Source organism: Rhizobium sp. TH2 (genome assembly GCF_024707525.1).
Taxonomy (GTDB): domain Bacteria; phylum Pseudomonadota; class Alphaproteobacteria; order Rhizobiales; family Rhizobiaceae; genus Rhizobium_E.
This window is the reverse complement of the sequence record NZ_CP062231.1, coordinates 2,645,112-2,664,959: the sequence shown is the minus strand read 5'-3', so window position 1 is coordinate 2,664,959 and position 19,848 is coordinate 2,645,112. Positions and strand designations below refer to the sequence as shown.

Below are 19,848 nucleotides of genomic sequence, written 5' to 3'. Positions count from 1 at the left end.
TGTAGCGAAAGGTATGCTCTGAATGGTCCATCACGTGCGCGGGGAAAAGGTCGTCTTCGGGAAAGGAGATTTTTGCTCCCTCGATGCGCTGCCGTCCTGCGAACATCATGAGGCGATCGTTCTGGCGCCGCCGCGCAAGAAAAGCTGGATGCGGCGTATCCTCAAGCTGTGCGCTCTTGCCGTCTTCCTTGCGATTCTCGGGATCGGTGGCCTTTGGATCGCGCTGGAAAACGGCAGTCTCGACTCGACACTGACCGCCCAGGCGGAAAACGCCATGAGCCGGGCGTTGGGCAGCAATTTCGAACCGAAGGTCAAGGCCGTTCGCCTGAGATTTTCGAGCGACTGGATGCTGGCGCTCGAAGCCGTCGATGTCAATGTGACCCATGTCAAATCCGGCGTCACCGCGCTCAAGACCAATTCGATCAAGGCCGTGCTCGATCCGCTGTCGCTTCTTCAGGGCAAGGTGGCATTGGCGCGCGCGGAAATCGGCTCGGCAGATGGCGATATCAGCTTCCTGCCCGCCAGCCCCGGTATCGACTGGGAAGCGGTGCGTGTCGATGGCGTGCCCGGCTGGCTGGCGCTGCTTTACCCGCAGCTGGATCAGGCCGTGGCTCAGCTCGATCGTGCCGGAACGCGCGAGGTGGTCGCCGGCGCCGTTACGCTGAAGCTGCCGGGACCGCAGGGCGGTGTGGTCAGGCTCGACGCCTTTGATTTTTCACGCCAGAGCGATGGGAAATACACGCTTGCAACCGCGCTCAGCATTGACAAGTTCAAGCCTCGCATCGCGATGACGCTCGGCGTGACGGATGACGCTGTCCGCTCGATCGACGCGAAGATTAGCGGCATCCAGACCGAACCCTTCGCGATGAAACACAGCAAGGTCACCGGCGAACGGCGCATAGGACTTGATGTGCCGATTGATATCACGCTTGCTGCCATCCGGGACAAATCACTGACAGCGCAGGTGCAGGCGCGCACGGGCACGTTCCATGCCGACGGGATCGCGCAGGAGGTGAAATCCGGCCAGGCTCTGCTCACCTATGATTTCGCCAAGCTGAAGATCGAAGTCTCCGAGGGCGGTATCGATCTTGGCGATACGATGATCCCGTTCAACGGCGCGATCACCGATCTCGACAAGGTCTCGCCGGGTGGGCCGCATGGCTACGCTTTCGATCTTCTGGCGAATGATGCGATCGCCAATGCCGACCAAGCGGGTGAGGAACCCGAGCCCTTCAATGCCAAGGCGTCGGGCCGTTTCCTGACCGCAAGCCATGAGTTGCAGTTCGATGAAATGTCTATCGCCACATCATCCGGCATGATGGTGGGATCGCTCAAGATGGTGTTCGGCAAGGGCTCGCCGGCGATCAGCTTCTCGGCGCGCTCGGATTCGCTCTCCACCAAATCGGTGAAACAACTATGGCCCTACTGGTTCGCGGCGAAACCACGAAACTGGGTGCTGACCCATATCAGGGGCGGCGAAGTCAAGAACGCCGAGATCGACGTGTCGCTCGCGGCAGGACGATTGCCGGAATATCCCACGCCTTTCCGTTTCGATGGAGGCGAGTTCAAGATGAGCTTCGCCGCCAATGGGCTCGATATCCATTATCTGGGTGAGTTGCCCGCCGCATCGAACACGTCCGGTACGTTCCTAATGGTCGATCGCAATATGGTCGTCGAGATCGACAAGGGCGACATACCGCTACCCTCGGGAAAGATATTGAATGCCGAACAGGGGACGCTGACGATCGCCGATACGGCGGTCAAGCCGCTGATGGCGTCGATTTCGCTCAAGGCGGACGGTGACGCTTCGGCCGCAGCCGAATATGCCAGCTTCAAGCCGATCAATGCGATGGCCAAGGCGCCGTTTGCGGCAGTTGACCTCAGCGGCACGCTGAAGGGCGACATTTCGGCCGTGTTCGGCCTCAACCCCTCGCAAAATCCGCCCAAACCTGAATGGAATGTGGCACTTGCACTGAAGGACGTCAGCCTCGCCAAGCCGATCGAGAACCGCAAGCTGACCGATATCAACGGCATGCTGAAGATCGACAACAAGACGGCAGCGCTGGACGGCAAGGCCGAGATCGACGGCATGGGTTTCGACGTGAAGTTCTCCCAGCCCGTGAGTGCCGCCGCGACCACCACCCGCGAATGGGAGGCCAAGGGGGAACTCAGCGAAGCGGAAGTGCTGAAATTCGCGCCTGCGCTGGCACCCTATCTCCAGGGCGGCGTCAGCATCACGATGGACAGCGCCACCGGTGGCCAGCGCGCCAAGGTTTCGCTCACCGATACCAGCCTCTCGATACCCTTCGTCAACTGGCGAAAGGGGCCGGGAATCCGCGCCAGCGCCGAATTCACCGTGGCCGCACGCGACGGGCAGACGCGGATCAGCGATTTCAAGCTCGAAGGCGAGGGGTTTGGCGCACGCGGGGATATGGTGATCGATAAGCGCGGGCTTGTCTCGGGCAAGTTCACCCGGGTGAAGCTTTCTCCGGCCGACAACTTTTCGCTCACGCTTCAGCGCAAGAGCAGCGGGTTGTCGATCAACGTGAGCGGTGAATCAATCGATGCCAAGCCGTTCATCGAGGCCACCAAATCGCCAGCCGATGCCGATGCGAAAGGGGTGAAATCGTCCGACGTCATCAATGTCAAGCTTGAGAGGGCGGTGGGCTACAACAAGGAGTCGCTGTTTGGCCTCAATATAGCGCTGGCGACTTCCGAGGGCCGCATCTCGACGCTGAGCCTGACGGGCGTGACCCGCAGCCAGCAGGCGCTGGTCATCCACAAGGACTCCGACCAGGGCGCCATGGAGATCACCAGCGGTGACGCCGGCGCCATCGCGCGTTTCGCCGACATCTACCGCAACATGAATGGTGGCCTGCTCAATATCACGCTCAAGGCGCGCGATGCAGATTCCTGGCGCGGCTCGCTCGACATCCGGAATTTCTCGCTGATCAACGAGGCGCGGCTGAAATCGATCGTCTCGGCCCGCAACGGCGACGATGGCCGCAGCCTTTCGGATGCATTGAAGACCGACATCGATACCAGTTCGCAGAAATTCAGGCGTGCCTTTGCCCGCCTGATCATCGACGGCAGTACCATAAAAGTCGAGAACGGCATCGTGCGCGGCGACCAGCTCGGCGCGACGTTCCAGGGCACCGTGCGCTCGCGGCGCGGCAATATGGACCTGACGGGAACCTTCATGCCGGCCTATGGGCTCAACAGCCTGTTCGGCCAATTGCCGCTGATCGGCGCGATCCTCGGCAACGGCCGGGACCGCGGCCTGCTCGGCATCACCTTCAAGCTGGAAGGACCTTATCAGGGACCGAAGATGACGGTGAACCCGCTATCGCTGATCGCGCCGGGCGTATTCCGCAATATTTTCGAGTTTCAGTGAGTAGCGCCGCTCACGGCTTTGCGCGGGCGATGAAGATGATTTCGGCGGAGTGTTCGGGGTCGAATGCCGTCCGGTCCCAATTGCCGTAGACGTGCTCGATTTCGAAGCCGCGATCGATCAGCATTTCCGAGAGGCGATCGAGTGGCAGGAAACGCAATGTGCTTTCCGAAATGCGTTCGCCATCCGTGAACTGGTAATGCGTATTGAAGCGGATGAATTCGCCCTTGCGCCAGTGGACACGCCAATCCACGGGAACATCACCATCGGGGCTGGCAAGAATTTCGCTGTCCTCGAAGAGGCGCTCCCAGGGAAGCGCGGGATTGCGGGTCTCGAAAGCAAAGACGCCACCTGGCTTCAGATGCCTGTGGATGTTGTCGAGCGCGGCGTTGACGTCATCGTCGGTGAGCAGCACCTGAAACGCATGGCCGGTCATGAAGGCCAGATCGAAGCGGCGGTCGAGCCGGAAATGCTGCGCGAAACCCTGTTCCCATCGCACACGATCGCCATTCGGTGACTGCCGGCCGACATCGAGCATGGCTTGTGCCGGGTCGACGCCGGTCACGTCGTGGCCATCGCCTGCCATGGCGCGCGCGGTCAGGCCGGTTCCGCAACCCAGTTCGAGCACGGCTTTCGGCGGTGAGCCGGGCAGCAGCCGATAGAATTCGCGGTCATCGGACCAGCCGCATTCGATATCGTAAAGTGCTGCAAGTTCCGGCAGCTCGTAATGGGCGTCGGGCATGCGGGCGCTCCAGAATCCTCAGATTGGTTTGACCAGAACGTGCTTCTTCTTGCCGAGCGAAAGCTTGATGACGCCTTCGACATTGAGATCGCCGGTGCCGATGATCCGCTTCTCGTCATTCACCGACGTATCATTGACGCGCACCGCCCCGCCCTGGATGTGGCGGCGCGCTTCACCGTTCGACGCTGCCAGTCCGGCTGCAACGAAAAGCGAGAGCAGGCCGGTGCCGCCGGAGAGTTCGCTGGCCGCGATCTCGACCGTCGGCAGGTTGGCGTCGATCGCGCCTTCCTCGAACACTTTTCTGGCGGTCTCTGCCGATTGATCGGCGGCGGCGCGGCCGTGCAGGATCGCGGTGACTTCCGTGGCGAGCAGCTTCTTGACCTCGTTGATCTCCGAGCCGCCGAGCTTCTCGAGCCGGGCAATTTCATCCATCGGCAGCGTTGTGTAGAGCTTCAGGAACCGGCCGACATCGGCATCCTCGGTGTTGCGCCAGTATTGCCAGAAATCATAGGCCGAGAGCATATCGGCGTTCAGCCAGATGGCGCCGGTCGCCGACTTGCCCATCTTGGCGCCCGAGGAGGTGGTGAGCAGCGGCGAGGTGAGTGCGTAAAGCTGCTTGGTGCCCATGCGGTGGCCGAGATCGATGCCGTTGACGATGTTGCCCCATTGGTCGGAGCCGCCCATCTGCATGCGGCAATCGTAGCGCTTGGCGAGCTCGACAAAGTCGTAGGCCTGCAGGATCATGTAGTTGAATTCGAGAAAGCTCAGCGATTGCTCGCGGTCGAGCCGTGTCTTGACGCTGTCGAAGGACAGCATCCGGTTGACGGAGAAATGCCGGCCGACATCGCGCAGGAATTCGAGATAGTTGATCGAACGCAGCCAATCGGCATTGTTGATCATCAGCGCGTCCTTGGGGCCATCGCCGTAATTGAGGTAGCTGGCAAAGCTGCGTTTGATCGAAGCGATGTTGCTCTCGATCGTGTCGATGGTCATCAACTGGCGCGATTCTTCCTTGAAGGACGGATCACCGACCATGCCGGTACCGCCGCCCATCAACGAGATGGCACGATGGCCCGTCTTTTGCAGCCAGTGCAGCATCATGATCTGGATGAGCGAACCTGCATGCAGCGAGGACGCCGTCGGGTCAAACCCGATATAGGCGGTCACCACTTCCTTCGAGAGCAGGTCATCGAGGCCAGTCTCATCCGAAATCTGGTGGATGAAGCCGCGCTCGGACAGGGTGTGAAGGAATTCGGACTTGAAGCTTGCCATGAAGGTCACTCTCGGACATATCGATGTGGAATTTGGTCGATGCTAGATTTGGCGGGCCTTTAGCAAAGTTTTCCGGCTCGTGCATCCCTTTCAGTGATCAATGTTTCAAATGAGGCCCATCAATGCCCGAATTGAAGACCGCGATCGGCCTGATGAGCGGCACATCGATGGATGGCATCGATGTTGCGCTGGTCCGCACGGATGGTGAGAGCATCGTCGAGCGCGGTCCGGCAATGGGGGTGAGCTACGATCCGGCATTCCGCAAGCGGCTTGCCGAAACGCTGGAGATTGCCAAGGCAATCCGCACGCGGGAGGAACGCCCCGGCAATATGGCAGAGACCGAGCGTGACCTCACTCTGCGTCATGCATCGGCGGTCGCCGCATTCCTCGAGCGTAACAAGATCGCCGCGAAAGATATTGATTTTATTGGATTTCACGGCCAGACGGTGTTGCACCGCCCGCTGGAAGGCCTGACCGTGCAGATCGGCGACGGCCGCCTGCTGGCCCGGGAAACCGGCATTCCCGTTGGCTACGACATGCGCGCCAATGACATGGTGCATGGCGGGCAGGGCGCGCCGCTGGTGCCAGTCTATCACGCTGCGTTGGCTGCAGGTCTGGTTGACTATCACGGCAAGCCGATCATGTTCGTCAATATCGGCGGCATCTCGAACCTGACCTTCATCGGCTCCGGAGGCGACATCATCGCCTTTGATTCCGGCCCCGGCAACACACTGATCGACCAATGGGTCGAGAGCCAGGCTGGTATTCCCTTTGATGCGGGGGGCGCCATCGCGTCAGAGGGCAGCGTCATCGCCTCGCTCGTCGACCGCTATCTCGATCAGGCCTTTTTCACGTCCGAAAAGCGGATGTCACTCGATCGCAACGATTTTCGTCCGCCCAGCCCGGATGAAGCCGGCCTCCACGATGGCGCGCGCACGCTGGCCCATGTCTCGGCGGCGGCGATCATCAAATCCGCACGGCATCTCCCTGAAAAGCCCGAATTGATCGTGGTCTGCGGCGGTGGACGGCTCAATCGCATGATCATGAGTGATCTCACGGCTCTTGCAGACGGCGCAAAGGTTGCCGCAGCCGAGGAATTCGGCTTCAACGGCGATTCCATGGAGGCCGAGGCCTGGGCCTATCTGGCAGTGCGTTCGGCGAGGGGATTGCCGCTGACATTTCCCGGCACCACGGGTGTTCGCGTGCCAGTGACCGGCGGTGTACTCTCAAAACCGCCTATTCTGATCACCGAACGCCTGGTTCTGTCCGGATGGGAGCCGGGCGATGCCGAAAACCTTGTGGCTCTCCATGCGACGCATGAATCGTCGCGCTATGTCAGTACCGGTGAGCCCTGGACGCTTGATTATGCGCAGGGACGCATCGAAGGCTGGGAGGCTGATTTCAACAAGCATGGCATGACCAAGCTGAAGCTGACGGCGCGCGAGGACGGCCGCTTCATCGGCCGCGCCGGCTTTTCATACATGGAGGAGCGCGACGTCTTCGAACTCGGCTATTCGATCATGCCCGCGGAATGGGGCAAAGGCTACGCGACCGAAATCGCCAGGGGCCTCGCCGACTGGTTCTTCGCCAGCCGATCGGAGCCACGCTTCGTCGCCTTCGCCTATGCCGAGAACGAGGCGTCGATCCACGTCATGCAGAAGATCGGGATGACGGAAATCGAGCCAAAGGAAATCCCGCGCGGCTGGGCGCGGTTTTTCGAGCTTCGTCGGACGTGATCAGAGGCGGTCTTCGGAGACGATATCGATGATGTGCGCCGCATTTCGATACTCCCGTACCCGCATGATCTCTGCGAGCGACGACGGCGACGGAATTTGCTTGCCGTCTTCGATCATGCCCTCAATATGAAAGGCCAAGGCTTCCTCGGCCATCAAGCGCGCGTCTTCCATCGACCTTCCCGCAGTCACGCAGCCGGGAAAATCTGGAAAGGAAACTCCAAAATCGCTGGATGGAACCTTGTGAATAAGAGCCAGATATTCTGCCACAGCGTCACCTAGATTTCGGGCTTGCAACACGGGGTTATTCTCAGGCCTCTCGCGTCCATTCAACCACCGCGAGGACATGTCGTGCCTGGCCATCCTTGCCCGGCATGGCGAGCGGTGCGCTGGTCAGCACCAGCGTCTCGCCCTGCATCTCGCAATAGCGCCGCTGTTCGGTGCCGATCCATGGCGCATGCCATGCGATGTCCACGGTAGTGACGAGTTCGTTCGGTGGATCGATGCGGTATGGCCCGGTATAGGAGAGCATGTTGCGATAGGCATGCGCCTGTTCGGCGTCGGTCGATGGCGGCTCGCGTCCATCCGCGGTGATGATCGCAAACATCCGGCCGCTATCGCTCAAAACAAGCGTGCCGCCGGGGCGCTCGCCCCAGGGCTCGAACTGTTCACCGGTCTCGACGTCGTGCATGATGAAGGACCGGATCATCCAGACGCCAATCAGATCGCCTGCCTGCATCCGGTGTCCTCCGTGTTTACCTGATCCGCTTGGCCGCCGGTTCCGGCACCAGTTCGCCCGCCATGCGGCGATCGAGATAGTCGCCGCATTCCTCGATCAGCGTATCCATGTTGCCGGAGAAGAAATGGTTGGCATCGGGGATTGTCCTGTGGGTGATCAGGATGCCCTTCTGCTGCTTGAGCTTGTCGACCAAGCCCAGGACATCCTTTTCGGGCGCTACCTTGTCGGCGTCGCCATTGATGATCAGGCCGGAAGACGGGCAGGGGGCGAGGAATGAGAAGTCATAGGTGTTCGGCTGCGGTGCGACCGAGATGAAGCCTTCGATCTCCGGGCGGCGCATCAGGAGCTGCATGCCGATCCACGAACCGAAGGAATAGCCGGCGACCCAGCAGCTCTTCGAATCGGGATGCAGGCTCTGCACCCAATCGAGTGCCGAGGCCGCGTCGGACAGTTCACCCGCACCGTGATCGAATTCGCCCTGGCTGCGGCCGATCGAACGGAAATTGAACCGGAGCGTCGTGAAACCGCGCTTCTGGAACATGTAGAACATCTGGTAGACGATCTGGTTGTTCATCGTGCCGCCGAACTGAGGATGCGGATGCAGGATGATGGCGATCGGGGCGCTCTTCTGCTTGGAGGGCTGGTAGCGGCCTTCCAGCCGGCCGGCAGGACCGTTGAAGATGACTTCGGGCATTGGTACTCCAGGAGTTGAAAGTTACAAAAACCGGGCTTCAACAGCAAACCAGTCTTGACGAAACCAGTCAGCTTTTCTATGACCTAGTTTAGAACCATTCGAAAGTTTGGGCCAAGGCGATTTCCTCCGGCCCGCTTCGTGTGACGCTTCATAAGACAGGCCGGACCGGAATATCAAGAAAAATGCGATTCCCCGCTCCCGCCGCCAGGACTTGACGACCAATGGACAGCACGCGCGCCTATATGGACTGGAATGCGACCGCTCCGCTTCTCCCCGAAGCGCGCGACGCATTCCTGCGCGTCAGCCTGATGGACGGCAATCCCTCGTCGGTTCATCGCGAGGGTCGTGCCATGCGTACCGAGATCGAAGCCGCGCGCCGCAAGATTGCTTCGGCGCTTGGCGCGAAATCGACTGAGGTCGTTTTTACCTCAGGCGCGACGGAGGTGGCGAACCTCATCCTGACGCCGGATTTCCGGATGGGCCGGGCGCCTTTGAGGATCGGCAGGCTCTATGTTTCGGCTATCGAGCACAAGGCGGTGTTTGAGGGCGGGCGTTTCGCCAAGGCCGATATCGAGATCATTCCGGTTCGTGCCGACGGCGTCGTTGACCTCACCGCGCTCGAAGCGATGCTTGCCGGTCACGATGCTTCTCTTGGGCTGCCAATTGTGGCTCTGATGCTCGCCAATAACGAGACGGGTGTCATTCAGCCAGTCACTGAGGCGGCAAAGCTTGTGCATGCAGCCGGCGGCATCCTGGTGGTCGATGCTGTACAGGCGTTTGGTCGCATCCCCCTTGATATCCAGGCGCTGGATGCCGATTTTCTGATTGTGTCCTCACACAAGATTGGCGGCCCGAAAGGTGCCGGCGCTCTTGTTTCCCGTGGCGAGGCGATGATGCCTTCCGCATTGATCCATGGCGGCGGCCAGGAAAAGGGCCATCGCTCCGGCACTGAAAATGCTGCGGCGATCGTGGGCTTCGGGACAGTGGCGGAAACAATCGTTGCAGGGCTGGCGGAACGATCGGCAAAGGTTCGGTCGATGCGCGATGCGCTGGAGCAGGATATGCGCTCGATTGCGCCGGAACTTGTCATCCACGGCGAGAGGTCGGAGCGTTTGCCGAACACGAGCTTCTTTTCGCTCGAAGGGCTGAAGTCCGAAACCGGCCAGATCGCCTTCGATATCGAAGGTGTCGCGCTGTCCGCGGGCTCGGCTTGCACCTCGGGCAAGGTCGGCGAGAGCCACGTGCTGAAGGCCATGGGGCTCGATCCACGCATGGGCGCCTTGCGAATTTCGATCGGGTCATCGACATCGGATCGGGATATTGAGCGCACACTGGCGGCATTTGGCAAGATCGCGGGGCGCCTGAAGAATGCCCGTGCGGCATAACTAAATCTGCGGAAAAACAATTTTCCGCTTGCCAGCGCGAGTGAAAATTCGCTTCTGGCGCACCTATATATGATGGCGCAAGCTATCGAAGAGACGACAAGCTGCCGGCCTTGACCCGGCAAGATTGGAGACCAGAAATGGCTGCGGTACAAGAGACCATAGACCAGGTTCGCGCGATCGACGTGGACCAGTACAAATACGGCTTCGAGAGCGAAATCGAATCCGACAAGATTGCGCCGGGCCTCTCCGAAGAGGTCATCCGGATGATTTCGGCCAAGAAGAACGAGCCGGAATGGATGCTGGAATGGCGCCTGCAGGCCTATCAGCGCTGGCTGACTCTCGAAGAGCCGGAATGGGCGCGCGTCCACTACCCCAAGATCGATTTCAATTCGATCAGCTACTATTCGGCGCCGAAAGGCACCTCCGGACCGAAGACGCTTGAAGATGTCGATCCAGAACTGCTCAGGACCTATGAAAAGCTGGGTATTCCGCTCCGCGAACAGGAAATCCTGGCCGGCGTCGAGAACCGCCGCATCGCGGTCGATGCCGTGTTCGATTCCGTTTCCGTGGTGACGACCTTCAAGGCCGAGCTGAAGAAGGCCGGCGTGCTGTTCATGTCGATCTCCGAGGCGCTGCAGGAATATCCTGATCTCGTGCGCAAATATATCGGCTCGGTCGTGCCGATTACCGACAATTTCTATGCGACGCTCAACAGCGCCGTCTTCACCGATGGTTCCTTCGTCTTCGTGCCGAAGGGCGTGCGTTGCCCGATGGAGCTTTCCACCTATTTCCGCATCAACGAGAAAAATACCGGCCAGTTCGAGCGCACGCTGATCATCGCGGAAGAAGGCGCTTACGTCTCTTATCTCGAAGGCTGCACGGCGCCGCAGCGCGACGAGAACCAGCTGCATGCGGCCGTGGTCGAGCTCGTGGCGCTCGACGATGCCGAGATCAAGTATTCCACCGTCCAGAACTGGTATCCGGGCGACAAGGAAGGCAAGGGCGGCATCTACAATTTCGTCACCAAGCGCGGCGATTGCCGGGGCAAGAATTCCAAGATCTCCTGGACGCAGGTCGAGACCGGCTCGGCGATCACCTGGAAATACCCGTCCTGCATCCTGCGCGGCGATGGCTCGCGCGGCGAGTTCTACTCGATCGCCGTGTCGAACGGCTACCAGCAGGTCGATAGCGGCACCAAGATGATCCATCTCGGCAAGAACACGTCGAGCCGCATCATCTCCAAGGGCATTTCGGCCGGCCATTCGAACAATACCTATCGCGGCCAGGTGGCGGTCAATCGTCGCGCCGAGAACGCCCGCAACTTCACGCAGTGCGACTCGCTCCTGATCGGGGACAAGTGCGGCGCGCATACCGTGCCCTATATCGAGGCAAAGAACAGTTCGGCCCAGCTGGAGCACGAAGCGACGACATCGAAGATTTCCGAGGACCACAAGTTCTACTGCATGCAGCGCGGCATTCCCGAAGAGGCTGCGGTGGCGCTGATCGTCAACGGCTTCGTCCGCGAGGTGATCCAGGAACTGCCGATGGAATTCGCGGTGGAAGCGCAGAAGCTGATTAATATTTCGCTGGAAGGCAGTGTGGGCTAAATGGAACGAGCGGTCAGAGCTAATTTCGGCCGGCATTGCGACGAGAGCGAGGCTCTCGCCGACATCGTGTCGCGGCTGAAGGAGGCTCTTGATCCGCAGGCGATTTGGTTATTCGGGAGCAGGGCCAGAGGAGCTGCCCGACCGGACAGCGACTTCGACTTGTTAGTGGTGGCGAAGCCGGATGGTCGGTTTGGTTGCGACGACTATGAAATGGTTGCTGCACCGTTACGCGCAACCGGAATTGGTGCCGACGTCGTTCCATGTGATCAGGAAGTCTTCAAGGCCAGTCTCGGCCTGAACACATCCTTTGTCCGCCAAATCGTCGACGGCGGAAAACTGATCTACGGCGAGATGCCAGCATGACGCCGGAAGAACTGCAAAGACTGCGTGTGAAATCGTTCCTTCAGCTTGCGCGGGAAGAGTTTGAAGTAGCTTTGGAGTTGCGTGAGGCGCATCGGCGTCAGGCGGCCTACTTCTTGCAACAGAGCGTCGAAAAACTGCTGCGCGGCGTGCTTGAAACGGAATCGGTGCCGGTCGGTCCGATGCATAACTTACGAGGCTTGGCGGACTTGCTGCCAAAGGGACATCCGCTCAATGCGCGGTTTGTGGAGCTTGATGAGCTGTCGCCGGCAGCCACACGTTACCGGTATCCGAGCCCAAGGGGCACGGTTGCGGATTTCGACGAAGGGCGGCTGAAAGTACTTATTCCTAAGGTACAAGCATTGATGAAGGATGCGGCGGTGCTGATGGATGAATTCATCGCTGGCAAATGAACAACGAATGCCGAAGCGGAATGAACTAATATGCGGGTCCTTGAAACCCGCCGTATGAACAGGAAGAACACTATGCTTGAAATCAAGAACCTCCATGCCCGCATCGCCGAGGACGGCACCGAGATCATTCGTGGGCTGAACCTGACAGTCAACAAGGGCGAGGTTGCGGCCATTATGGGCCCCAATGGCTCGGGCAAGTCGACGCTCTCCTATATCCTGGCCGGCCGTGACGATTACGAGGTCACCGAAGGCGATATCCTGTTCAATGGCGAGAGCATTCTCGAACTCGATCCGGCCGAGCGGGCCTCCAAGGGCCTGTTCCTGGCGTTCCAGTATCCGGTCGAAATCCCCGGCGTTGCCACGATGCAGTTCCTCAAGGTCGCGATGAACGAGCAGCGCAAGGCGCGCGGCGAGGATGAGTTGACGACGCCCGATTTCATCAGGCGCGTGAAGGCCTCGGCCGCCGAATTGCAGATCGACATGGACATGCTGAAGCGCCCGCTCAATGTCGGGTTCTCGGGCGGTGAGAAGAAGCGCGCGGAGATCCTGCAGATGTCGCTGCTCGAGCCCTCGCTCTGCGTGCTCGACGAGACCGATTCCGGCCTCGATATCGATGCGCTGAAGATCGTCGCCGATGGCGTCAACGCACTGCGTTCACCGGATCGCGCCATCGTCGTCATCACCCATTACCAGCGCCTGCTCGATTACATCGTGCCGGACTCGGTGCATGTCCTCTACAAGGGCCAGATCATCAAGTCGGGCCCCAAGGAACTGGCGCACGATCTCGAAGCCAACGGCTATGCTGAGATCATCGGCGAGGCGGCTTAAGCCGGAGGCACCATCATGAATATCCAGACTGCGATCAAGCCGACCAATGCCGAGCAGGCCCTGATGGATGCCTTTGGGCAGGCTGTCGGCTCGCTGCCCGGCGATGCGGCAATCACCACCCAGCGCTCGACGCTGCTGCGCGCGATCAAGGAAACCGGGCTTCCCACCCGCCGCCGCGAAAGCTGGCATTATACCGACCTCCGTTCGCTGCTGCGCAATGTGCCGGCGCCGGGCGCCACGGCGGTGAAGGCCGTAGCACCCATCGTCGAAGGCTCTACCGTGCTGGCGCTGCTCAACGGCGAGGCGATCAAGGCGGCCAATACAGGCGGCCTCAACGTCAAGTCCTTCGCCGAGAGCCTCGCCGATGGCTCGGCGCTCAAGGGCCTGACCGTACGCGATAACGATGATTTCACCGGTCGCCTGAACGGCGGCTTCGTGCGCGATGGCTTCGTGCTCGACTTTCCCGACGGCTTCGAAAGCGAAAAGCCGGTCGAGATTCAGTCGGTGCAGGGCGGTGGCCAGAGCCATAGCCGCATTCCGGTGCGTTTTGGCAAGTCGGCCAAGGCCACCGTCATCGAGCGGCATGTCGCCCAAGGTGAGACCGCCGCGCTGATCTCCTCCGTCAGCGATATCACGCTTGGCGAGGGCTCCGAGGTGACCTGGATCGTCATGCAGCAGCAGGGCAAGGACGACAACCATTTCGGCCAGTTGCGGGTCAAGCTCGGCAAGGCGTCGAAGCTCCGGCTCTATGTCATCAATGCCGGCGGCCGGCTGGTGCGCCAGGATCTCTATATCGATGTCGATGGCGAGCATTCGGAACTGACGCTGCGCGGCATCAACCTGCTGGGCGGCGATACGCATACCGATGTGACGCTGGTGCTCGGCCACAATGCCGAGAACACCAACTCGACGGAGATCATGCGCAACGTCGTTTTCGACCGCGCCAAGGGTGTGTTCCAGGGCCAGATCCGGGTCGCACCGGGCGCCCAGAAGACCGATGCCAAGATGAGCTGCAACACGCTGCTGCTTTCGGACGAAGCGGATTTCTCCGCCAAGCCTGAACTCGAGATCTTCGCCGACGACGTGGTCTGCGGCCATGGTGCGACGGTGGCCGACATCGATGCCACCCACCTCTTCTATCTCGAGTCGCGCGGCATTCCCGAGAAACAGGCGAGGGCGCTGCTGGTGCAGGCCTTCGTGCAGGAGACCGTCGAGGAACTCGAGGACGAGGTGCTGGTCGAGGCGCTGGAAGGCGTGATCACCGACTGGCTGGAGAAGCACGGCTAAGATTTGCCCCTCACCCTAGCCCTCTCCCCGTAGGAACGGGGCGAGGGGACGCTGGGATCGCCTACAGCGCCACAAGTCCCTTCTCCCCGCTCGCGGGGAGAAGATGCCGGCAGGCAGATGAGGGGCGGATTTCAAGGACGGAATGTTCGATGGAAAACACAATGACAACCTACGACGTCGAAGCCATCCGCAAGGACTTTCCGATCCTGTCGAAGCAGGTCTATGGCAAGCCGCTGGTCTATCTCGACAATGGCGCCTCGGCGCAGAAGCCGCAATCGGTGATCGATGCGGTCAGCCATGCCTATGCCAACGAATATGCCAATGTGCATCGCGGGCTGCATTTCCTCTCCAATGCCGCGACGGACGCCTATGAGGCGGCGCGCGAGAAGGTGCGGCGGTTCCTGAATGCCGGTTCGGTGGGCGAGATCATCTTCACCAAATCCTCGACCGAGGCGATCAACACCGTCGCTTATGGCTGGGGCATGCCCAATATCGGGGCGGAAGACGAGATCGTCATCTCCATCATGGAGCATCATTCCAACATCGTGCCCTGGCATTTCATCCGCGAGCGGCAGGGTGCCAAGCTCGTCTGGGCGCCGGTCGATGACGAGGGCGCGTTCCATCTCGATGATTTCGAGAAATGCCTGACCGACAAGACCAAGCTGGTCGCCATCACCCATATGTCGAACGCGCTCGGCACAGTGGTCAACGTCAAGGAAGTCTGCCGCGTCGCGCATGCGCGCGGTATTCCCGTGCTGATCGACGGCAGCCAGGGCGCCGTCCATATGCCCGTCGATGTCAGGGATATCGATTGCGACTGGTACGTGATGACCGGCCACAAGCTCTACGGCCCCTCCGGCATCGGCGTGCTTTATGGCAAGGCCGACAGGCTCGCATCCATGCGGCCGTTCCAGGGCGGTGGCGAGATGATCGCCGAAGTGACGATGGAAAATGTCACGTATAACGAGCCGCCACACCGTTTCGAGGCGGGCACGCCCCCGATCGTCCAGGCGATCGGTCTAGGCTACGCGCTGGATTACATGGAGAATATCGGCCGCGCCGCCATCGCCGAGCACGAGGCCGGGCTCGCCCAGTATGCCGCCGAACGGCTGCGTTCGGTGAATTCGTTGCGGATTTTCGGCAATGCACCCGGCAAGGGCGGCATCTTTTCCTTTGAACTTCAGGGCATCCACGCCCATGATGTCTCGATGGTGATCGATCGCCAGGGCGTTGCCGTGCGCGCTGGCACCCATTGTGCCCAGCCGCTCTTGAACCGCTTCGGCGTCACCTCCACATGCAGGGCATCCTTCGGCCTTTACAATACGCGCGCCGAGGTGGATGTCCTGGTCGAGGCGCTCGAACACGCCCGCAAGTTCTTTGCGTAGGAGATTGAGATATGGCCAATAGCGAAACCACGGTCGAAAAGGTCGATGTCAGGCAAGGGCTCGTGCAGTCCGCCATCCCCGCCGACGAGATCGCGCGGCTGTCGGATGATATCGTTGCGGCGCTGAAGACGGTCTACGACCCGGAAATCCCGTCGGACATCTACGAACTCGGCCTGATCTACCGCGTCGACATCGAGGACGACCGGACGGTCAAGATCCTGATGACGCTGACCGCGCCGGGCTGCCCGGTCGCCGGTGAAATGCCTGGCTGGGTCGAAAACGCCGTCGGCGCCGTCGAGGGCGTGATGGGCGTCGATGTCGAGATGACCTTCGACCCGCCATGGTCGGCCGACCGGATGAGCGAAGAGGCACAGGTCGCGCTCGGCTGGTATTGAGGGCAGTTTTGGGCTAGGCTCTCGCCACCGAACGGAGACCAAAGATGGGCCGCATGCAACGATTGAGCGTAGACATCCCGCAGGAAGTGAACGAGATCGTCGAGGAGGCCGTGGCCTCCGGCGAGTTCGCTTCCGCAAGCGAGATGGTTTCCGCGGCGCTGGCCGAGTGGAAAACGAGTCGGCTTATCCATGGTTACACTGTCGAAGAGCTTCGTGTTCTGGTTGCTGAAGCCGACGAGGACGAAGAATTGATAGACGGAGACGTAGCTTTTGAACGAATCCGTGAGCGATTCGAGAAAGAGCTGCGGGAACGAGGTTGATCCATGGCTTTCCGGCTCCGTAAGAAGGCGGAATCTGACATATTGTCCATCATGAATTATATCGGCCGAGACAATCCTGCTGCTGCTTTGAAATGGCAAGAGGAGATGTTTCGCATATTTGATCTTCTCGGAGACCAGCCAGGCATTGGAACGCAACGGGATGAAATTGAGAGTGGTCTCAAAACATTCGCTCGTGGAAACTATCTTGTGGTTTTCCGGGCAATTGGGAAGAACGTTCATATTCTCCGCATAATCCACGGCGCCCGAGATTGGCCGAAGCTTGTGCGATGATGTTCGCCGCTATTGATCCCTTAACCCGGGTCCACTACATTGAGTGACGAAAACATCGGGCCTTGAACCCGGTCGTTGAAGGAGAAAGAGCCGATGGGCTTTGCAGTCATGACCATGACGGACGGTGCCGCAAGCCGCGTCCGGGAGATCGTTGGAAATTCCGATAGCGCGCAGGGTATCCGCGTCGGCATCAAGAAGGGCGGATGCGCCGGGATGGAATATACCATCAATCTGGTGGCCGAACCGAATGCCAAGGACGACCTGATCGAGCACGATGGCGCCAAGGTCTGGGTCGAGCCCGCGGCGGTTCTCTATCTCCTCGGCACCCAAATGGGCTTCGAGACCACGACGCTGCGGTCAGGCTTCACCTTCACCAATCCCAACCAGACATCGGCCTGCGGTTGCGGTGAGTCCGTCGAGCTCAAGCCAGCCGATCTCGCGGCACTGGCAGCCAAGGGCGATGCGGTGGTTCGGGCTGGCTGAGCGGCTTCAACCTCCAATTATTCGAATGAAAACGGCGCCTTTGGGCGCCGTTTTCACATTCTCCTTCCGGATGTTGGCAGCATCACCGCTTGCGTACGAATTCCGTCCGCAGAACCAGGCCCTTGATCTGGTCGTGCCGGCAATCGATCTCTTCGGGATTGTCGGTGAGACGGATCGACTTGATCACAGTGCCCTGTTTGAGTGTCTGGCCGGCGCCCTTGACCTTGAGATCCTTGATCAGCGTGACGGAATCGCCATCGGCCAGTTCCGTGCCCGACGCATCGCGCGCGACCGGCTTTGCAGCGGCGGCGGCCGCGACTTCGGATGCGGGACGCCATTCGCCTGTTGCCTCGTCATAGACGTAATCGTCGCCAGCCATCCGCTCTTCCAATCGTCAAATCGTGAAATGCTCCGGATCATGTCCGGATGCAGCGCGTGGGGTATACCAGGCGAGGCGAGCATGCAACCGCGCACGACAATGCGCGCCGAGGATTACGAACCCGCCGGCTTGCCGCGCAGTACCACGCCCAGTTCGTCGGTCTCGCGCACCCTTTTGAGGTTTTCCTCGGCTTCGGTCGCCTCGCGCTGGCGGCTCCACATCGAGGCGTAGAGACCGCCCTCCGCCAGCAGTTCGCCGTGTTTGCCCCGTTCGGCGATCAGGCCGTCTTTCAGGACGATGATCTCGTCGGCATTGACCACGGTCGAGAGGCGGTGGGCGATCACCAGTGTCGTGCGGTTCCTCGAGACTTCGTCCAGCGCCGTCTGGATCTCCTGCTCGGTTCGGGTGTCGAGCGCCGAGGTCGCCTCGTCGAGGATCAGGATCGGCGGCGATTTGAGGATGGTACGGGCGATCGCGACGCGCTGCTTTTCGCCGCCCGAGAGTTTCAGCCCGCGCTCGCCGACGGTGGAATCATAACCGCCGGGCAGGCTCTTGATGAAATGATCGACCTGGGCGATCTCGGCGGCGCGCTCGACCTCTGCCTGGCTCGCCGACGGGCGGCCGTAGCGGATGTTATAGCCGATCGTGTCGTTGAACAGAACCGTGTCCTGCGGCACCATGCCGATCGCTGCCCGCAGGCTGGTCTGCGTGACATCACGGACATCCTGCCCGTCGATCGTCACCGAACCCTGCTGCACATCGTAGAAGCGATAGAGCAATCGCGAGATCGTCGATTTGCCGGCGCCCGAGGGACCGACCACCGCCACAGTGTGGCCAGCCGGCACATCGAATGAAATGCCCTTGAGGATAGGCCGCGCTGGATCGTAGGCGAAATGCACATCCCTGAACGCCAGCGCGCCGGTCGTTACCAGCAGCGGCCGGGCATCCGGCGCATCCTCGATCTCGGCATCGGTATCGAGCAGGTCGAACATCTGCTCGATATTGGCGAGGCCCTGGCGGACTTCGCTGTAGATGAAGCCGATCACGCCGAGCGGCAGGGCCAATTGCATCAGCAGCACATTGATGAAGACGAAATCGCCGATCGTCTGCGTGCCGGCCTGGATCGCCAGCGCCGACATCGTCATCATCGCCATCATGCCGGCGCTGAAGATCACGATCTGGCCGAAGTTCAGCAACCCTTGTGAGGTCCAGACTTTGGTGGCCGCTTTCTCGTAGGCCTCCATCGACTGGTCGAAACGCCTGGCCTCCATCTGCTCATTGCCGAAATATTTCACCGTCTCGAAATTCAGCAGCGAGTCGATCGCCTTCGAATTGGCCTCGGCATCGGAGGCGTTCATGCCGCGCCTGATGTCGATGCGCCAGTCGCTCGCCCGGATCGTGAACCAGATGTAGCAGGCGACCATTAGGGCCGCGGCCACCAGATAGCTCACGCCATAGGTCCAGGCGAGGATCGCCGCCGTCATGGCGAATTCGAGGATCGTCGGGATCGTGTTGAGGATGACGAACCGGACGATGATTTCGATGCCCTTGGTGCCGCGCTCGATGGCTCGTGACAGGCCGCCGGTGCGGCGCTCCAGATGAAACCGCAGCGACAGCTGGTGGAGATGCAGGAACGTCTTCAGCGACAGCTGCCGCACCGCATATTGCCCGACGCTGGCAAACAGCGTGTCGCGCAACTGGTTGAAGCCGGCCTGGATGACGCGGGCGAGATTGTAGGCCGCCACCAGAACCAGCACGCCGAGCCCGAGCGACATCATGTTGCCGACCGCATCCAGCTTGCCGGAAAGCGCGTCCGTCGACCACTTGAAGAAATAGGGCACCGTCAGCAGCACGATCTTGGACAGCACGAGAAAGAGTGTCGCGAGCGCCACCCGCATCTTCAGGTCCGGCCGATCCGTCGGCCACATATAAGGCCAGAGATTACGGATCGTCTGGACAATCCGCCCCGATTCCACCGAGACGGTCTTCTTGGCTGCTGCCATTCACCTCACCGAAAATCATGCGCCCGAAAGCGGGTTTACCATGGGCTGTGATAGAGGCTCATGGCGAAATGGGCAATGACATCGGTCGATGTCTGCTCGAAGGAAAACCGCCCGGTTGCGGTCGAGCAGCCAGGTCACGCT

General features: G+C 60.5%; 20 protein-coding genes and 1 pseudogene. 14 read left to right on the top strand and 7 right to left on the bottom strand.

Annotated features, from left to right (window positions below):
- Positions 1-22: 22 nt before the first annotated feature.
- Positions 23-3,394 carry a DUF3971 domain-containing protein gene (locus IHQ71_RS13340; RefSeq protein WP_258162419.1) on the top strand — a complete coding sequence of 1,124 codons (3,372 nt, stop codon included), beginning with the start codon at positions 23-25 and terminating at the stop codon, positions 3,392-3,394.
- 10 nt (positions 3,395-3,404) lie between these two features.
- Here IHQ71_RS13340 and IHQ71_RS13335 read toward each other — a convergent pair whose 3' ends face one another.
- Together IHQ71_RS13335 and tyrS are read right to left on the bottom strand one after the other, a co-directional pair.
- Complete coding sequence (locus tag IHQ71_RS13335) at positions 3,405-4,133, bottom strand: bifunctional 2-polyprenyl-6-hydroxyphenol methylase/3-demethylubiquinol 3-O-methyltransferase UbiG (protein WP_258162418.1); 729 nt, start codon at positions 4,131-4,133, stop codon at positions 3,405-3,407.
- A gap of 18 nt (positions 4,134-4,151) precedes the next feature.
- Entirely contained in the window at positions 4,152-5,405 is a 1,254-nt protein-coding gene (gene tyrS, locus IHQ71_RS13330; RefSeq protein WP_258162417.1) for a tyrosine--tRNA ligase, read from the bottom strand.
- Positions 5,406-5,527: 122 nt separating this feature from the next.
- Between tyrS and IHQ71_RS13325 the strand changes: the two are divergent.
- Both IHQ71_RS13325 and IHQ71_RS13320 read left to right on the top strand, forming a co-directional pair.
- Positions 5,528-6,643, top strand: a pseudogene (locus tag IHQ71_RS13325) (anhydro-N-acetylmuramic acid kinase); the annotation flags it as partial.
- A gap of 60 nt (positions 6,644-6,703) precedes the next feature.
- Positions 6,704-7,141, top strand: coding sequence for a GNAT family N-acetyltransferase (locus IHQ71_RS13320; RefSeq protein ID WP_374990023.1), 438 nt, complete (start codon positions 6,704-6,706; stop codon positions 7,139-7,141).
- Here the strand turns inward: IHQ71_RS13320 and IHQ71_RS13315 are convergent, their stop codons facing one another.
- Genes IHQ71_RS13315 through IHQ71_RS13305 form a run of 3 tightly spaced genes read right to left on the bottom strand, consistent with a single transcriptional unit; the run spans position 7,142 to position 8,571 of the window.
- Positions 7,142-7,408 carry a type II toxin-antitoxin system HicB family antitoxin gene (locus tag IHQ71_RS13315; RefSeq protein WP_374989990.1) on the bottom strand — a complete coding sequence of 89 codons (267 nt, stop codon included), beginning with the start codon at positions 7,406-7,408 and terminating at the stop codon, positions 7,142-7,144.
- 40 nt (positions 7,409-7,448) lie between these two features.
- Positions 7,449-7,877: a lipocalin-like domain-containing protein gene (locus IHQ71_RS13310; RefSeq protein ID WP_258162416.1), complete on the bottom strand. Its 429-nt coding sequence runs from the start codon at positions 7,875-7,877 to the stop codon at positions 7,449-7,451.
- Between the two features lie 16 nt (positions 7,878-7,893).
- Positions 7,894-8,571 (bottom strand): alpha/beta hydrolase, encoded by a 678-nt coding sequence (locus IHQ71_RS13305; RefSeq protein ID WP_258162415.1) that lies wholly within the window; start codon positions 8,569-8,571, stop codon positions 7,894-7,896.
- Positions 8,572-8,792: 221 nt separating this feature from the next.
- Here IHQ71_RS13305 and IHQ71_RS13300 point away from each other — a divergent pair, with 221 nt between their 5' ends.
- The 11 genes from IHQ71_RS13300 to sufA all read left to right on the top strand — a co-directional run bounded on the left by IHQ71_RS13300 (position 8,793) and on the right by sufA (position 17,325).
- Complete coding sequence (locus IHQ71_RS13300; RefSeq protein WP_258162414.1) at positions 8,793-9,956, top strand: cysteine desulfurase family protein; 1,164 nt, start codon at positions 8,793-8,795, stop codon at positions 9,954-9,956.
- 137 nt (positions 9,957-10,093) lie between these two features.
- A complete protein-coding gene (gene sufB / locus IHQ71_RS13295) occupies positions 10,094-11,563 on the top strand; it encodes a Fe-S cluster assembly protein SufB (protein WP_258162413.1) in 1,470 nt (489 codons plus the stop codon).
- Complete coding sequence (locus IHQ71_RS13290) at positions 11,564-11,926, top strand: nucleotidyltransferase domain-containing protein (RefSeq protein ID WP_258162412.1); 363 nt, start codon at positions 11,564-11,566, stop codon at positions 11,924-11,926.
- Positions 11,923-12,336: a HEPN domain-containing protein gene (locus tag IHQ71_RS13285; protein ID WP_258162411.1), complete on the top strand. Its 414-nt coding sequence runs from the start codon at positions 11,923-11,925 to the stop codon at positions 12,334-12,336. Before IHQ71_RS13290 ends, IHQ71_RS13285 begins: the two co-directional genes overlap by 4 nt.
- A 72-nt stretch (positions 12,337-12,408) precedes the next feature.
- Positions 12,409-13,164 carry a Fe-S cluster assembly ATPase SufC gene (sufC, locus tag IHQ71_RS13280; RefSeq protein WP_258162410.1) on the top strand — a complete coding sequence of 252 codons (756 nt, stop codon included), beginning with the start codon at positions 12,409-12,411 and terminating at the stop codon, positions 13,162-13,164.
- Between the two features lie 15 nt (positions 13,165-13,179).
- A complete protein-coding gene (gene sufD / locus IHQ71_RS13275) occupies positions 13,180-14,451 on the top strand; it encodes a Fe-S cluster assembly protein SufD (RefSeq protein WP_258162409.1) in 1,272 nt (423 codons plus the stop codon).
- Positions 14,452-14,612: 161 nt separating this feature from the next.
- On the top strand, positions 14,613-15,836 hold the full coding sequence (locus tag IHQ71_RS13270; protein ID WP_258162408.1) for a cysteine desulfurase: 1,224 nt from the start codon (positions 14,613-14,615) through the stop codon (positions 15,834-15,836).
- Positions 15,837-15,847: 11 nt separating this feature from the next.
- Complete coding sequence (locus tag IHQ71_RS13265) at positions 15,848-16,231, top strand: SUF system Fe-S cluster assembly protein (RefSeq protein ID WP_258162407.1); 384 nt, start codon at positions 15,848-15,850, stop codon at positions 16,229-16,231.
- A 44-nt stretch (positions 16,232-16,275) separates the two neighbouring features.
- The gene (locus IHQ71_RS13260) at positions 16,276-16,551 is read left to right on the top strand and encodes a type II toxin-antitoxin system ParD family antitoxin (protein ID WP_258162406.1); all 276 of its coding nucleotides are present in this window, start codon (positions 16,276-16,278) and stop codon (positions 16,549-16,551) included.
- 3 nt (positions 16,552-16,554) lie between these two features.
- Entirely contained in the window at positions 16,555-16,842 is a 288-nt protein-coding gene (locus tag IHQ71_RS32040; RefSeq protein ID WP_374989989.1) for a type II toxin-antitoxin system RelE/ParE family toxin, read from the top strand.
- A gap of 93 nt (positions 16,843-16,935) precedes the next feature.
- Positions 16,936-17,325 carry a Fe-S cluster assembly scaffold SufA gene (sufA, locus tag IHQ71_RS13255; protein ID WP_258162405.1) on the top strand — a complete coding sequence of 130 codons (390 nt, stop codon included), beginning with the start codon at positions 16,936-16,938 and terminating at the stop codon, positions 17,323-17,325.
- Positions 17,326-17,407: 82 nt separating this feature from the next.
- Here sufA and IHQ71_RS13250 read toward each other — a convergent pair whose 3' ends face one another.
- Both IHQ71_RS13250 and IHQ71_RS13245 read right to left on the bottom strand, forming a co-directional pair.
- Positions 17,408-17,704, bottom strand: a complete 297-nt coding sequence (locus tag IHQ71_RS13250) for an alkylphosphonate utilization protein (protein WP_258162404.1) — start codon at positions 17,702-17,704, stop codon at positions 17,408-17,410.
- A 113-nt stretch (positions 17,705-17,817) separates the two neighbouring features.
- Positions 17,818-19,707 (bottom strand): ABC transporter ATP-binding protein/permease, encoded by a 1,890-nt coding sequence (locus tag IHQ71_RS13245; protein WP_258162403.1) that lies wholly within the window; start codon positions 19,705-19,707, stop codon positions 17,818-17,820.
- Positions 19,708-19,848: the final 141 nt, after the last annotated feature.